General features: G+C 62.8%; 17 protein-coding genes and 1 pseudogene. 15 read left to right on the forward strand and 3 right to left on the reverse strand.

The features are described 5' to 3' along the window. The first annotated feature begins 44 nt into the window (after positions 1-44). From AMK05_RS06240 to AMK05_RS06290, 11 genes and pseudogenes are all read left to right on the forward strand, one after another. On the forward strand, positions 45-851 hold the full coding sequence (locus tag AMK05_RS06240) for an alpha/beta fold hydrolase (RefSeq protein WP_064837515.1): 807 nt from the start codon (positions 45-47) through the stop codon (positions 849-851). A gap of 46 nt (positions 852-897) precedes the next feature. Then, positions 898-1908 (forward strand): ligase-associated DNA damage response exonuclease, encoded by a 1011-nt coding sequence (locus AMK05_RS06245; RefSeq protein WP_064837518.1) that lies wholly within the window; start codon positions 898-900, stop codon positions 1906-1908. 204 nt (positions 1909-2112) lie between these two features. Continuing rightward, positions 2113-3738, forward strand: a complete 1626-nt coding sequence (locus tag AMK05_RS06250; protein WP_064837520.1) for a cisplatin damage response ATP-dependent DNA ligase — start codon at positions 2113-2115, stop codon at positions 3736-3738. 119 nt (positions 3739-3857) lie between these two features. Next, complete coding sequence (locus AMK05_RS06255) at positions 3858-4778, forward strand: alpha/beta hydrolase family protein (protein ID WP_064837522.1); 921 nt, start codon at positions 3858-3860, stop codon at positions 4776-4778. A gap of 65 nt (positions 4779-4843) precedes the next feature. Then, positions 4844-5046: pseudogene (locus AMK05_RS06260) on the forward strand (hypothetical protein). Between the two features lie 96 nt (positions 5047-5142). Next, on the forward strand, positions 5143-5949 hold the full coding sequence (locus AMK05_RS06265) for a L,D-transpeptidase (protein ID WP_064837524.1): 807 nt from the start codon (positions 5143-5145) through the stop codon (positions 5947-5949). 174 nt (positions 5950-6123) lie between these two features. Next, complete coding sequence (locus AMK05_RS06270) at positions 6124-6858, forward strand: L,D-transpeptidase family protein (RefSeq protein ID WP_064837526.1); 735 nt, start codon at positions 6124-6126, stop codon at positions 6856-6858. Between the two features lie 269 nt (positions 6859-7127). After that, a complete protein-coding gene (locus AMK05_RS06275; RefSeq protein ID WP_003546468.1) occupies positions 7128-7337 on the forward strand; it encodes a cold-shock protein in 210 nt (69 codons plus the stop codon). Between the two features lie 212 nt (positions 7338-7549). Further along, positions 7550-7834, forward strand: a complete 285-nt coding sequence (locus AMK05_RS06280) for a hypothetical protein (protein ID WP_064837528.1) — start codon at positions 7550-7552, stop codon at positions 7832-7834. A 56-nt stretch (positions 7835-7890) separates the two neighbouring features. Continuing rightward, a complete protein-coding gene (rpsU, locus tag AMK05_RS06285; protein ID WP_003569533.1) occupies positions 7891-8127 on the forward strand; it encodes a 30S ribosomal protein S21 in 237 nt (78 codons plus the stop codon). Between the two features lie 228 nt (positions 8128-8355). Further along, positions 8356-8589, forward strand: coding sequence for a hypothetical protein (locus AMK05_RS06290; protein WP_064837530.1), 234 nt, complete (start codon positions 8356-8358; stop codon positions 8587-8589). Between the two features lie 44 nt (positions 8590-8633). Here AMK05_RS06290 and AMK05_RS06295 read toward each other — a convergent pair whose 3' ends face one another. Then, positions 8634-9122, reverse strand: coding sequence for a MarR family winged helix-turn-helix transcriptional regulator (locus AMK05_RS06295; protein WP_064837532.1), 489 nt, complete (start codon positions 9120-9122; stop codon positions 8634-8636). 125 nt (positions 9123-9247) lie between these two features. Here AMK05_RS06295 and AMK05_RS06300 point away from each other — a divergent pair, with 125 nt between their 5' ends. After that, complete coding sequence (locus AMK05_RS06300; RefSeq protein ID WP_064837534.1) at positions 9248-9670, forward strand: organic hydroperoxide resistance protein; 423 nt, start codon at positions 9248-9250, stop codon at positions 9668-9670. Positions 9671-9856: 186 nt separating this feature from the next. Here the strand turns inward: AMK05_RS06300 and AMK05_RS06305 are convergent, their stop codons facing one another. Continuing rightward, complete coding sequence (locus AMK05_RS06305; protein ID WP_064837536.1) at positions 9857-10378, reverse strand: MarR family winged helix-turn-helix transcriptional regulator; 522 nt, start codon at positions 10376-10378, stop codon at positions 9857-9859. An 86-nt stretch (positions 10379-10464) separates the two neighbouring features. On the opposite strand from AMK05_RS06305, the gene AMK05_RS06310 reads away from it, so the two are divergent. From AMK05_RS06310 to AMK05_RS06320, 3 genes are all read left to right on the forward strand, one after another. After that, the gene (locus AMK05_RS06310; protein WP_064837538.1) at positions 10465-11193 is read left to right on the forward strand and encodes a DUF899 domain-containing protein; all 729 of its coding nucleotides are present in this window, start codon (positions 10465-10467) and stop codon (positions 11191-11193) included. 170 nt (positions 11194-11363) lie between these two features. Then, positions 11364-11831: a DUF1579 domain-containing protein gene (locus AMK05_RS06315; protein ID WP_064837540.1), complete on the forward strand. Its 468-nt coding sequence runs from the start codon at positions 11364-11366 to the stop codon at positions 11829-11831. A gap of 52 nt (positions 11832-11883) precedes the next feature. Then, complete coding sequence (locus AMK05_RS06320) at positions 11884-12663, forward strand: VOC family protein (protein WP_064837543.1); 780 nt, start codon at positions 11884-11886, stop codon at positions 12661-12663. Between the two features lie 161 nt (positions 12664-12824). Here the strand turns inward: AMK05_RS06320 and AMK05_RS06325 are convergent, their stop codons facing one another. Then, positions 12825-14345 carry an ABC-F family ATP-binding cassette domain-containing protein gene (locus AMK05_RS06325; RefSeq protein ID WP_064837545.1) on the reverse strand — a complete coding sequence of 507 codons (1521 nt, stop codon included), beginning with the start codon at positions 14343-14345 and terminating at the stop codon, positions 12825-12827. Between the last annotated feature and the right edge of the window lie 520 nt (positions 14346-14865).

Here is a 14865-nt window from a genome sequence, read left to right on the forward strand (position 1 = left end):
GGCTTTTCTATGCGCGGTTATCTCAGGAGAGGACTGGCATCACAATGGAACAACAGGACGACGAACTCATCCGTTTCGAAGCCGAGGGCGCCGCACCCTTGCCGCCGGCTTCTGTCGAAGGTCATGTCGGACGTGCCGGCGCCCGCATCTGGTATGCGAGCTACGGTGACGGGCCTGCCGTCATCCTGCTGCATGGCGGCCTCGGCCACAGCGGCAACTGGGGCTATCAGGTCCCGGCGCTGCTCCAAAGCGGCCGCCGCGTCGTGCTGATCGACAGCCGCGGTCATGGCCGCAGCAGCCGCGATGCCCGTCCCTATAGTTATGAGCTGATGGCATCAGACGTGCTTGCGGTGATGGACGAACTCTCTCTGGAGAAAGCGTCCTTTGTCGGCTGGAGCGATGGCGCCTGCATCGCGCTGATCCTCGCCGCGACAGCGCCGTCGCGTGTCGCGGGCGTCTTCTTCTTCGCCTGCAACATGGATCCGAGCGGCACGCTGGAATTCGTTGCGACCCCGGTCATCGACCGATGCTTCAGCCGCCACGCCAAGGATTATGCGGCATTGTCCGCCACGCCGGATGATTTCAAGGGCTTCGTCGAGGCGGTGAGCCTGATGATGCGCACAGAGCCGAATTATCGGGCCGAAGACCTCGGCCGCATCGGTGTGCCGGTTGCGATCGTGCTCGGCGAACATGACGAATTCATCAAACCGGAGCATGCCGAATATCTTGCCCGCAGCATTCCGGACGCTCAGATGATCACTCTCAAGGGCGTCAGCCATTTTGCGCCGCTGCAGCGGCCGGCCGAGTTCAACGCCGCAGTGCTGTCCTTCCTCGACGGGCTCCCATCTTGAACGGCTCCCTCTGGCCTCGCGCCCATTTGCCGCTATCTCTTGCTGCATGAGAGCTGATGCACTGCTTTATCCCGCCCCGGAAGGGCTCTATTGCCCCGAAGGCGGATTCTATGTCGATCCGGTGCGGCCGGTGGAGCGGGCGCTCGTCACCCACGGCCATTCCGATCACGCCCGGCCGGGCCATGTGAACGTGCTCGCCACCCGCCAGACGCTCGACATCATGCGCCTGCGCTACGGCGAGGGCTTTTGTGCCAGCGAGCAGGCTGCGGCCTTCGAAGAGGAACTGCTGGTCAACGGCGTCAAGGTGAGCTTTCATCCGGCCGGCCATGTGCTCGGCTCGGCGCAGATCGCCATCGAAAAGAACGGTACCCGCATCGTCGTCTCCGGCGACTACAAGCGCCGCCCCGACCCGACCTGCGCCGCCTATGTGCCGGTTGCCTGCGATGTCTTCATCACCGAGGCAACCTTCGGCCTGCCGGTCTTCCATCATCCCGATCCGATGGACGAGATCGGCAAGCTGCTCGCCTCGCTCCGGCAGTTTCCCGAGCGCACCCATCTCGTCGGCGCCTATGCGCTGGGAAAGGCCCAGCGGGTCATAAGGCTGCTGCGCGATGCCGGTTACACCGAGCCGATCTATATCCACGGCGCCATGGAAAAACTCTGCGACTATTATATCGGCGAGGGCATCGATCTCGGCGAGTTGCTGCCGGCGACCATCGAAAGCCGCGACAAATCCGCCTTCGAGGGCGCCGTCGTCATCGGCCCGTCCTCGGCCTTCGCCGACCGCTGGGCGCGGCGCTTCAACGAACCGCTGCCGGCCTTCGCCTCCGGCTGGATGATGGTGCGGCAGCGCGCCAAACAGCACGGCGTCGAACTGCCGCTCGTCATCTCCGATCATTGCGACTGGCCGGAACTGACCGAAACCATCCGGGAGCTGCACCCGGCCGAAGTCTGGGTGACCCACGGCCGCGAGGAGGCCCTGGTGCGCTGGTGCCAGCTGCAGGGCATCAAGGCGAAACCGCTGCATCTGGTGGGCTATGAGGATGAGGCGGATTGAGATGAGCGGCCTGCTGGATCAAAACCCCTCCCCAACCCCTCCCCACAAGGGGGAGGGGCTAGCGTGTTGCGCCCACCGCATTTTACCTGAGGCGGCTCTGCATGCAGGAGCGTTGCTTTGGGGCAAGACCCCGCCGCGGGTTAGTCCCTCCCCCTTGTGGGGAGGGGTTGGGGAGGGGTCTCTCTGTCAAGCCAGGAGGCCCACATGAAAGCCTTCGCCGACCTCCTCGACCGCCTCGTGCTGACCCCCAGCCGCAACGGCAAGCTGAAGCTGTTGACCGATTATTTCCGCGATACGCCGGATCCCGACCGCGGCTATGGCCTTGCCGCCATTGCCGGCACCCTGGAGGTGCGCAACGTCAAACCCGCCATGCTGCGCGAGCTGGTGCTGGAGCGCATGGACGAGGTGCTGTTCCGCTATTCCTACGACTATGTCGGCGATCTCGCCGAAACTATTTCGCTGGTCTGGGACAATGAGCGGGATATCGACCGCTCCGCCCTTGCCCAGCCGCGTCTCGGCGAAGTCGTCGCCGGCATGAATGCGCTCGGCCGCACGGAAGTGCGCAGCTTCGTCCGCGACCTGCTCGACCGGCTGGATTCCTCCGGCCGGTTCGCCTTCATCAAGCTGGCGACCGGGGCCATGCGCATCGGTGTCTCAGCCCGTCTTGCCAAACAGGCGCTGGCCGATCTCGGCGATAAGGACGTCAGCGAGATCGAAACGCTCTGGCACGGTCTGCAGCCGCCCTATGAGACGCTGTTCGAATGGCTGGCGGGCGGCGGCGAAAAACCGGTGCTGGCGACGCCGGCGATCTTCCATTCGGTCATGCTCGCCAATGCGGTGGAGGAGGGGGATCTCACCGGCCTCGATCCGGCCAATTACGCCGCCGAGTGGAAATGGGACGGCATCCGTGTCCAGCTCTCCCGTTCCGGCGATCGGCGCAAGATCTATTCGCGCTCCGGCGACGACATTTCGGGCGCTTTTCCCGATATTCTCGACGCCATCAGTTTTTCCGGCGTTATCGACGGCGAGCTGCTGGTCGGCGGTACCGCCCGCTCCAATAGCCCGACCCGCACCTTCTCCGACCTGCAGCAGCGCCTGAACCGCAAGACGGTGACGCCGAAGATGCTGGCCGACTACCCCGCCTTCATCCGCACCTACGACCTCCTCTTCGACGATGACGAGGATGTTCGCGGAAGAAGCTATACCGACCGCCGCGACCGTCTGACCGAGATCATCGATCGTGCCCCCCATGACCGTTTCGACCTCTCGCCGCTGGTGCCTTTTTCGTCCTGGGACGAACTCGACCGTCTGCGCGCCGCTCCGCCCGATCCGGTTATCGAGGGCGTGATGATCAAACGCCGCGATAGCATCTACCAGGCTGGCCGAATGAAGGGGCCCTGGTTCAAGTGGAAGCGCAATCCCTATAATGTCGATGCGGTGCTGATGTATGCCCAGCGCGGCCACGGCAAACGCTCCAGCTACTATTCCGATTTCACCTTCGGCGTCTGGGCCGACGATGAGGACGGCGAACAACTGGTGCCTGTCGGCAAGGCCTATTTCGGGTTTACCGATGCCGAGCTCGAAGTGCTCGACAAATTCGTGCGCAACAATACCACCGAGCGCTTCGGGCCGGTGCGCGCCGTGCGCGCCGACAAGGATTTCGGCTTCGTCGTCGAGGTGGCCTTCGAGGGCATCAACCGCTCGACGCGGCACAAGTCGGGTGTCGCCATGCGCTTCCCCCGCATCGCCCGGCTTCGTCCTGACAAACCGACTTACGAGGCCGACCGGCTGCGCACGCTGATCGCCATGATCGACGCCAAGCCGGAATAATCTCCGGTCCCCCTGCGCAACAATGACGCAGTCCCAAAATTTCAACAGGATGTGTATTGGCGGCAACGATCTTCCGGTGCAAATCTGGTGCGCCGGGAAAATGATTTGGGTGCTGCGTTATGAGCTCGCATGAACGAAATTCCTTTTTCCGCCAACGCCGTGCCGTGCTGGCCGGCCTTGCCGGTGCACTCGTCCTGCCGCGCATGGCGGCCGCTTTCGATGTGCCGGAGGAGCCGCGCCTTGCCACGCATGATTACGCCAAGGTCCGCGGCCATTTCCGCACGAAGCTGTTGCAGAAGGGGCCGGCGCCCGACAAATACGAACCGCTGAGCACGCCCGCCGACGCCGAGAAGATCTTCTACCGCTCCGGCTACGGCGAGCTCGAACTGGCCGCCTGGGTCTCGAAGTACAAGCGCGAGCGCGCCGCCAAGCCTGCCGTGCTCTTCCTGCACGGCGGCAATGCCATGGGCATCGGCCACTGGCAGCTGATGAAGCCCTATATGGATGCCGGCTATGTCGTGATGATGCCGTCGCTGCGCGGCGAAAACGGCCAGATGGGCAACTTCTCCGGCTTCTACGATGAGGTCGACGACGTTCTTGCCGCCGCCGAGCGCATGGCGCATCTGCCGGGCGTCGATTCCGGGCGCCTGTTCATCGCCGGCCACAGCATTGGCGGCACGCTGACCATGCTGACGGCGATGAGCACCCATAAATTCCGCGCCGCCGCGCCGATTTCCGGCAATCCCAATGCCTTCCGCTTCTTCAACCGCTATCCCCAGGATATCCGCTTCGACGACAGCAATACGCATGAGTTCGAGGTGCGCTCGGCGCTCTGTTACGCCCAAAGCTTCAAATGCCCGGTCCGGGTCGTCCACGGCACTGAGGAAGCCCATTTCAACGACCGGGCCGATCTGCTCGCCCGCCGCGCCCGCGCCGCCGGCATCCATATCGAAACCGAAACCGTCGCCGGCAACCACACCTCGGCGCTGCCGGCCGAGATCGAACAGAGCATCCGCTTCTTCCACGGGGTGGCGGCCTGATTTTGCGCCGCCGCTTCAAATACAGGCCCGTTAGGCCTGCCGACCTGACGACGAACGCAGAGACCATGATCGTGCCGAACGACTTCCCCGAGCTGAAATCGCTCGTCTGGAATCGTGATCCCTTGCGCGCGATGCCTGCCTGCGAGGCTTTCGCGCTTTATGAACGCAACTGGCGTTTCGTCGATACAGGCAGGCTGACCGAGCGGGAGATGCGGCTGATCCGCGATCTGGCTGTGCCTACGGCAACGGCGCCCCGCTGATTTCCTGATTTCCGATCATAAATGACACCAGCCTCGCGCCAGCCGCGGATGCCATCGTCGCGACAGATATCGCTGTCTCGCCGATCGTTGATAAGGGTGGTTCCATGAATTTTCTGCGCCGGGTCCTCCCGATTGCCGGGCTCGTCATTGCAGCCGCGTCGCTGAGCGGCTGCAACATCCTTATTCCCGACGTCGCCGCCGATTCGCCCGCCCGCTTCGTCCAGGAAACCTCGCCGGTCTTCTATCAGCCGCCGGGTGTCGATCCGCGCCGGGTGCGCCCGATACCCGATCAGCCGGTGCCGCAGACGCGTGAGCTCTACAAGACCCAGTTCCACCAGACCTACGGCCTGCCGGTCACCAATCCGGTGCATACGGCGATGTATGGCGCGTTGCGCGACGAGGATTTCACCCTGCCGGCGATCCCGGTCACCCGCGTGCAGCCGCAGTTCCTGCGCCAGGAAGTCGATTACCAGACGACAGAGCGCCCCGGCACGGTTGTCGTCGATACCAAGGCGCATTTCCTTTATTTCGTCGAGGCGGGCGGCAAGGCGATGCGTTACGGCGTCGGCCTCGGCCGCGATGGCTACGCCTGGTCGGGCCGCGGCGTCATCCAGTGGAAGCAGAAATGGCCGCGCTGGACGCCGCCGGTCGAAATGGTTTCCCGCCAGCCCGAGGTTCGCGCCTTTTCGGCCGAAAACGGCGGCATGAATCCGGGGCTGCAGAACCCGCTCGGCGCCCGCGCCATGTATATCTTCAAGGACGGGCAGGATACGCTCTACCGCATCCACGGCACGCCCGACTGGCAGTCGATCGGCAAGGCCACCTCGTCGGGCTGCGTGCGCATGCTGAACCAGGACGTCGTCGATCTCTACGACCGCCTTCCCGCCAAGGCGGAGATCGTTGTGATGTAGCGCTGCAACAGCGCCGCCGATATCGTCCGCTCAAGGCCGGACACGTCTGCGTGAGGCTATGGTTTATTTGGCGCAAGCCGATAGATCTTCTGGTGTTGTTCTCGGCATCGGACGAATCGCCGCTCAGGCGCGGCCTCGTCCGGCTCCCGCATCAGAGGAAATCAGTCCCGCGTCATGAGCTTCGATAGACATCTTTCCCGCCGCAGCTTTCTTTCCTTTTCGGCATTGACCGCAGCCTCCGCGCTCACCGGCTGCGCCTCTTCGGCCAATACGGTCACATCGGGCGATACGACGATCATCTACCGGTCGCCGATGCGCCTGTTCCAGTCCCCGGAAGCCTCGAGCGTGCCGAGCGGGGCCGAGCTTGCCGTCATGTATGGCCCTGTCGAGGATGGCGGCTTTCTCATTCCCGCCGTCCCCTATGAGCAGATCGACCCGCGCTATTATCGCCAGCGCGTCCTCGATCCCACCGGTCAGCCGCCCGGCACCATCGTCGTCGATACGCCGTCGCGTTTCCTCTATCTCGTCCAGGGTGACGGAATGGCGATGCGTTACGGCGTCGGCATCGGCCGTGAGGGTTTCGCCTGGCAGGGCTCGGGCGTCATCCAGTGGCGTCAGAAATGGCCGCGCTGGAAGCCGCCGAACGAGATGGTCGCCCGCCAGCCCGAACTCGTCAAATATTCGATCGAGAACGGCGGCATGGAACCCGGCCTGAAGAACCCGCTCGGCGCCCGCGCCCTCTATATCTTCTCGAATGGCGAAGATACGCTCTACCGCCTGCACGGCAATCCCGACTGGCGCTCGATCGGCAAGGCCGTCTCCTCGGGCTGCGTCAGGCTGCTGAACCAGGATATCATCGATCTCTACGACCGCGTTCCGACGAAGGCGCCGATCGTCGTCTGGCAGTGATGTCGATCCGGGCGACCACGATCCGGTCGCCCGATCTTTGCCTGATCCAGGCGCCGTTCAGGGGTAAAAGTTTCCGGTTTTCCCGCGCCGAAAAAGTTTTATTTTCAGAAAACCATTGCTTAATTCGCTAAATAACCTACATCGTGCGTATCGAATTGCTTGCGACCTTTGTCCAGCGCTGAAGCGCTCCGTCAGATATCCTCTCAACATCGATATGGCTTGTCGGACATTCCGCAAGCGAAACACAAACGGTTGAAAAGGAGATCGTTATGAATTCAGGCGTCGTCAAGTGGTTCAATGGCACCAAGGGTTTTGGCTTCATTCAGCCAGATGATGGTTCTACGGACGTTTTTGTCCATATTTCAGCGGTCGAACGCGCCGGCATGCGCGAACTCGTTGAAGGCCAGAAGATCCGCTACGATCTCGTCCGCGACAAGAAGTCGGGCAAGAATTCGGCGGACAACCTTCAGGCCGCATGATTTGTCATTCGCCTGTGCTGACCAGATGCTGGCAGCGCGCTGACCACGGATGTACTGGCAGCGAGTTGACCTACTGGCAGAGAAAAGGCTGAGTGACTGGAAGAGGTCGGGTGCCAACCCGGCCTTTTTGCTTTGATCGCTGGTCATCCGGAACGGGCCTCGGCCGTTCCGGATGACCAGTTGAGCAGCCGAAGAGTTGAAGGGACGCTGAAATGGGCAGACCAAACTATAAAATCGGCGATATGATCGTGCTGAAATCGGGTCTCACCCGCACGGCGAAAGCCGATATGCGCTGCCGGATCGCCAGCATCCTGCCCAACGACCACGGGCATGTGCAATATCGCGTCCGGTTCGAGGCGGAGAATTTTGAGCGCCGCATCACCGAGGCCGACATCGATACCGGGGAATCGCCCTCAAGGCTTTCCCCCGAGGCGGTCGCCAAATCCGACGGCGCCGAGCCTTGGTTGAAGTTTTCGAGCATTCGGACGGGCAAGTAGTCCAGCCGTTTTCACTATCACAGCGCGGCTTGGCCGCCGACAGGAAGGATATCACTTTGCAGGTTCTCGTCAGGGATAACAATGTCGATCAGGCGCTCCGCGTGCTCAAGAAGAAGATGCAGCGGGAAGGCCTGTTCCGGGAAATGAAGGCGCGCAGCGCTTTTGAAAAGCCGTCCGAGAAGCGCGCCCGCGAAAAGGCCGAAGCCATTCGCCGCCAGCGCAAGCTGGCCCGCAAGAAGCTGCAGCGCGAAGGCCTGCTGCCGGCACCGAAGAAGGTTCTCCGCGCCCGCTAATCCCCGGCCGCGGAATCGCGGCCAACGTGGAACCCCGGCCAACGTGGAATCAAAGTCCAGCCGCGGAATTTGCGGCTAACGTTGAATCATGGCTAACTGTGAAATTACGGTCAGGCCGCGGAATTGCGGCCAACCGTAGGATCATGGCCCAGCCGCGGAATCGCGGCAACCATGGTTTCAGCCGTGAATCACGCCTAATTCAGCCGTCATCACCTGAGAAAGGGGCACATGACCGCCACCAAGGGAGAATTCTTCAATGCCGCCAAACTTTCGTCTCGCGACAAGGCGGAAGCGACCGATCACACGGCACGCGCCATCATCGCGGCCGAGGCGTCGGCCCGTGACAAGAAGACGGAAAAGCTGAAGGCTCTGCGTCTGCAGCAGGAGGCCGAGGCCGCACCTGAAGCGGCGCCTGCAAAGAAACGCCGGTCGCCGGCCAAGGCGGCTGTGAAGCGGCCCTGATCCTGGAGCGAACACCCGTTTTGGGCTAACCGGGCGGAATACGGTCAGCCGCTGCCCGTGCCGGCGCGGCCGAGATTGCCGCGCAGCCGATGCAGCATGTCGCGCATGTCGGCCATTTCCTCCATCGTGCAGCCGGCGGCTTGGCCGATCGCCGTCATGATCGTATCGATCTCCCCTTTCATCGCCTCGCCCTTCGGGGTCAGCGACACGATCACCTGGCGTTCGTCGCGCAGATCGCGCAGGCGCTTGATCAGCCCGCTTTGCTCCAGCCGTTTCAACAGCGGCGACAGCGTGCCGGAATCGAGATCGAGCTGCTCGCCGATTGTCTTCACCGGCAGTTCACCGCGTTCCCACAGCACCAGCATCACCAGATATTGCGGATAGGTCAGGCCCACCCTGTCGAGGATCGGCTTATAGGCGCGGGTGAAGGCGTGCGCCGTCGCGTAGACCGCGAAGCACAACTGCTTTTCCAGCCGTTTCTCCTCCTGCGGTATCTCCATCGTCTTTACCGTTTGCGCTTTCATATCCATCATCCCTGAGCCCGTGATTGTCTTCTTTTCCAAGTCGAAATGCAATTTGCAAAATTCACTTGTGTGCAATTTAATTGTGCGATAATAAAAATCCAACCCGATCGAAGGGTCAACCAAAGGAGATCGTCATGCCTATTCTCTATACGACCAAAGCCTCTGCCACCGGCGGCCGCGCCGGCCGCGCCGTTTCTGAAAACGGCGTTCTGGACGTGACGCTGACCGTTCCGAAGGAGCTCGGCGGCGACGGCGCCACCGGCACCAATCCCGAGCAGCTCTTCGCTGCCGGCTACTCCGCCTGCTTCCTCGGTGCCCTGAAATTTGTCGCGGGCCAGCAGAAGGTCAAGATTCCAGAGGAAACGACGGTTTCCGCCAAGGTCGGCATCGGCCCGCGCGAAGACGGCACCGGCTTCGGCATCGAAGTGGCCCTGACGGTCGACATCCCCGGCCTCGACCGCGAAACCGCCGAGAAGCTCGCCGCCGCCGCCCACATCGTCTGCCCCTACAGCCACGCCATGCGCACCTCGACCGAAGTTCCGGTCACGGTGGCCTGATCCGGGCGCTTCCGGTGAAATGCGGGCGATGGCCCTCGGCTTCGGTCGGGGCCATCGCTTTCCTGTTGCTGATATGAATGTGCTCGGCGCATGGGGCCTCGGGGTTGACGTACCCACGCGCCCACTCTGGTTTCATGGCGTGAACGACGCGATTTCTCGAAGATCCAAGGCGATGTTCGGCTCGTCCTACTCGCCCAGCGCCCGTCCGCTGTAATGCGGCCGGCGCAGCGACCCTGCCGATTTCGGCGTCTCAACCGCCATCCCGGACACCGCCAGCAACTCCTGCCGTAGCCGCGCCGAACCGCCATCCGGCAGCCTGCCGTCAAGCATTGCATGCGTCTCTTTCCAGATCGGCAGCGCTGTTGCGAGCACCGCCTTGCCTTCGCCGGTGAGAACAAGCAGCCGGCGGCGCCGGTCCTTCGGATTTTCCATCACCATCACCCAGCCTTTGCGCTGCAGCGGCTTCAGCGCCGCCGTCAGCGTCGTCTGGTCCATGGCGAGCAGGGAGGCGACCGGCCCCATCGGCGGCGGCTCCGGCCGGTTCAGCGACATCATCAGCGAAAACTGCCCGTTGGTGAGCCCGGCCGGCCGCAGTGCGTCGTCGAACAGCCGGGCGAGCGCCCGGGCCGCCCGCTGCGCATGCAGGCAGAGGCAGGTATCGCGCACCAGCAGCGTTGTAGAGAAAGGAATTTCAACCGAATTTGACATGCTTCATTTCTATTGATATCAATGTATTTAGTCAAGGAGAAGGAGATGTGCCGGCTCGCCGGCAGCGCCGGAGGAGGGCGCATCCCATGCAGAACGAGGTTGTGTCCCGTGAGCAATGGCTTGAGGCCCGCCGTGCCCTGCTCTTGAAGGAAAAAGAGGCGACGCGGCTGCGCGACAGCGTCAATGCCGCCCGTCTGGCGCTGCCCTGGGTGAGGGTCGACAAGGATTACATCTTCGACACGCCCGAGGGCAGGAAGTCGCTCGCCGATCTTTTCGATGGCCGCAGCCAGTTGCTGATCTACCATTTCATGCTGGGCCCGGATTGGGATGCCGGCTGCCCCGGCTGCTCCTTCCTGTGCGATCATGTGGACGGTGCGCTGCCTCATCTCAACCATCACGACGTCACCTGGGTCGCCGTCTCGCGCGCCCCGCTCGACAAGATCGCCGCCTACAAACGCCGCATGGGCTGGAAGTTCCCCTGGGTCTCGTCCTTCGGCAGCGATTTCAATTTCGATTATCACGTCTCTTTCAGCCCCGAGGACCTTGCCAAAGACAAGGTCCTCTACAATTTCACTGCAATCGAGCCGGCCGAGGCCCATGACGAACTGCCGGGGCTGAGCGCCTTCTACCGCAACGACAAGGGCGAGGTCTTCCATACCTATTCGAGTTATGCCCGCGGGCCGGAGGAACTGATCGGCACCCTGATGATCCTCGACCGCGCGCCGAAAGGCCGCAACGAGGACAGCACGATGAATTTTGTGCGCCGTCATGACGAATACGAGGAGGCCCCCAAGGCGCCATCCTGCTGTCACTGAGCCGGAGCATGATCGCGAAAAGCCCGAGCGATTTTCGACCGGCATCATGCCCAGCTCGTCAGCGCAAATTCCAGCAGACCTGCGCAGCGGTTCTGCCGGGAAGGTCGCGAAACGGCTTCCCGGAATTGCGCCGACAAAGCCATTGGCCAATATCACGCAAAGGGAGAAGGATGATGAAGACCGCGGAAGTGCTGAAGGAACATTCCTTTCTGGAAAGACTGGTCGGCGACTGGACCGTCACCGCGCCCGAAATGTCCGGCGGCGAGCCCTGGACGGAGACCGTCCGCTCGCTGCACGGCATCTGGTTCGTCGCCGAGGGCACCGGCAGCATGCCGGATGGCAAGCAGGCCACAAGCATCCTGACGCTCGGCTACAACGCCGCCAAGGCCAAATATGTCGGCAGCTGGATCGGCAGCATGATGGATTATATGTGGGTCTATGAGGGCGAGCTCGACGCCTCCGGCAACGTGCTGGACCTTTATACGACGGGGCCCGACTTCAACGGCGAAGGGCTTGCCGATTACCGCGAGCAGATCGCCTTTGTCGATGCCGACCACCGCACTTTCATCTCCAGCGCCAGGCAGCCGGATGGCGCCTGGAAACAATTCATGGAAGCGCATTACGCCCGCAAGATCTGACAATCACGGCGCTCAAGCCTCGGAAAAGGGGCGCCTCAAAAGGGAGAGTACGATGTCTGAGACGCATGGAAAGTTCATCTGGTGCGAATTGATGACCCCCGATACATCGGCCGCCGCGAAATTCTACAGCTCGGTCGTCGGCTGGACGACCTCCGAGATGAAAGTGGAGGGCATGCCGACCTATACGATCTTCGAGGCGAACGGCATCGGCGTCGCCGGCCTGATGGAATTTCCGGCCGAACTCGAAGGCCAGAGCATCCCGCCGAACTGGACGGGTTATGTCGATGTCGACGACGTTGACCAAGCGGCCAAGGATTTCGCCGCCAATGGCGGATCGGTCCGCCGTCCGCCGGACGACATCCCAGGCATCGGCCGCTTCGCCGTCGTCGCCGATCCGCATGGCGCGGTTCTCTGCATCATGACGCCGGCGCCGATGGACAAGACCTGGCCGGAACTGGCCCCCGATGCCCCAGGCAATATCGGCTGGCACGAACTCTACGCCGGCAACGGCAAGGACGCCGTCGCCTTCTATTCCAAGCTGTTCGGCTGGACGAAGGACAGTGAAATGGACATGGGTCCGATGGGCGTCTACTACCTCTTCGCCCGCAATGGCCGGCAGATCGGCGGCATGATGACCAAGCCGGACAATATGCCGATGCCCTTCTGGTGCTATTATTTCATCGTGCCGGCGCTTGACGCCGCAATCGACCGCGTCACCTCGGGCGGCGGCAAGGTCGTCAACGGCCCGATGGAAGTCCCCGGCGGCAGCTGGATCATCCAGGCGACGGACCCGCAGGGTGCCTTCTTCTGCCTGGTGGCTCCGAAGCGGTAGGCGCTGTGCCGGGCGGCAAGCCCTTCAGCCGGCTGCCGCCACCTTCTCTCCGTTCTGACGGGGAGAAGGGATATGCCGCGACGCCTCGATTCCCTTCTACCCAACGGGGAAGGTGCCCGTAGGGTGGATGAGGGGGCTACACGGCACGCCGCCGCCATCCATTACCCCGCCACCGAAGCAAAGAACCCTTCCGGGCTCTCCACTTCCACCAGCCGCTTCTTCTCGATCAGCCAGAAGCGGTTGCCCACAGCCCGCACGAAACTGCGGTCGTGCGAGACCAGCAGGCAGCTCGCCTCGTGCGCCATCAGCTCGCTTTCGAGTGCTTCCTGTCCCTCGATGTCGAGGTGGTTGGTCGGTTCGTCCAATAGATAGAAGTTCGGCTCGGTCAGCCTGAGCACTAGCATGCCGAGCCGCGCCTTCTGGCCGCCGGAAAGCTGGCCGATCGGTTTTGCCTGCATGTCGATCGTCATGCCGGCGCCTGCAAGCAGCGCGCGCGCCCGCTGATCGCCGACATCGGAGCGGCGGATGATCGTGCCGATCGGCGTGTCGGTATCGGCAAGGTCGGCAAGCGCCTGGTCGCCATAGCCGAGAATCAGCGACGGCGTTGCCTTGAGGCCGTTCTCTCCCGCCTCCGGTCTTTCGACCGCCTGCTTCAGCATCGACACCAACCGCGACTTGCCGGCGCCATTGAGACCGAGAAGCACGATCCGGTCGCCCTGGCAGATGAATTGCCGGCCGGTTTTGAACAGCAGCGTCCCATCCGGCGTCGTCACCGCCGCATCCTCCAGCGTCACCAGCACCTTGGCATGGGTGCCGCGGTTGGCAAGCCGGATGGCGCCGGCAGAGCGTTCCAGATGCGCCGGTTTTGCCGTATCCTCCAGCGTCGCCGCCCGCTGCTTCAATTGCTTCGTCTTGACGACGAGCAGGTCGCTGCCGGAATTGATGCCGATATTGTTGAGCTTTGCCGCCTGTTTGCGCAATTGCTCGGCCACCTTCATGTCGCGCTCGTAGCGCCGGGCTTCGGAGGCGTCGGACTCGTCGAGGGCGGCACGCGCCCGGGTGTAAGGGAGCGCAAAGACCGGCGATTGCTTGGGCCGCAGGAACAGTGTCCGGTTGGTCGTCGCATCGAGGAAGGCGCGGTCATGGCTGGAGAGGATGACCGGCACGTCGCGCGGCAGCGCATTCAGCCAGCCCTCCAGCTGCGCGATCTTTTCGAGGTCGAGATGGTTGGTCGGCTCGTCGAGCAGCAGCACGTCTGGTTCGCTGACCCAACTGCGGGCCAGCATGGCAAGCCGCTGCCATCCGCCGCTCAGCTGCTTCAGCGGCCGCCGGCGCATGACCTCCGGCACCTCGAGCGATTCCAGCACCACATCGACACGCCAACTCTCGCTGTCGGCCTGGTCGGCCGGCAGCGCTCGCAGCACCGCATCGTAAAACGGCGTGTCGAAAAGGGCAGGTGGCACGTTCTGGGCGACATGGCCGACGGTCAGCCCGCGCGCCTTGGTGATCTCGCCCTCGCTCGGCTCCAGCGCGCCGGTGATGCAGGCAAGCAGCGTCGATTTCCCCCGCCCGTTGGCAGCGACGAGACCGATGCGGTCGCCCGCATTGACGACGAGATTGAGCTTGGAAAATAAGGGATTGCCCAGCGTCACGCCGAGATTGCGGATATTGATGAGGGTCATGATCGTTCTCTGGTCTTGACCGGGGAGGCGATCCGGGGCGTTCAGCCATCACGGAATTGCGCCTATCAGGCCCGGGAAATTACAGGAATGCGGGCGCGAACCATGGGTTACGGCGCCGCATTGGCCACGAAGGGCAGACCAGGAAGAGATGTCGAGAAACGGTCTCTGGTCAGCCCTGCAAATGCATTTGCAGGGCGTCGACGGGACCACGCTGGCGATTAAACCGGAAATAATACTGCATGGCGTGATCCTCCTTTCTCGAAAGGGTTGTGAGATTGAAATACCATTGCCTGGAGTAGGAGGCAAGGGAGGCGCCGTTGCTCGGCGCCCAAGAGCCTCATCCTGAGGTGCCCCGCCGGGGCCTCGAAGGACGAGGCGGGTGCACTGGTGGTTGGACGCAAGGAGCAGCGCTGGAGCGTGTCCTTCGAGGCTCCGACCTTTGGCCTACGCGCCTCAAATGAGGGAGGTTGGGAGGGTGCCGCGCCCTCTCTCCGACCTCATGCTGAGGTGCCCCGAAGGG

This window comes from Rhizobium sp. N324 (assembly GCF_001664485.1).
Lineage (GTDB): Bacteria > Pseudomonadota > Alphaproteobacteria > Rhizobiales > Rhizobiaceae > Rhizobium.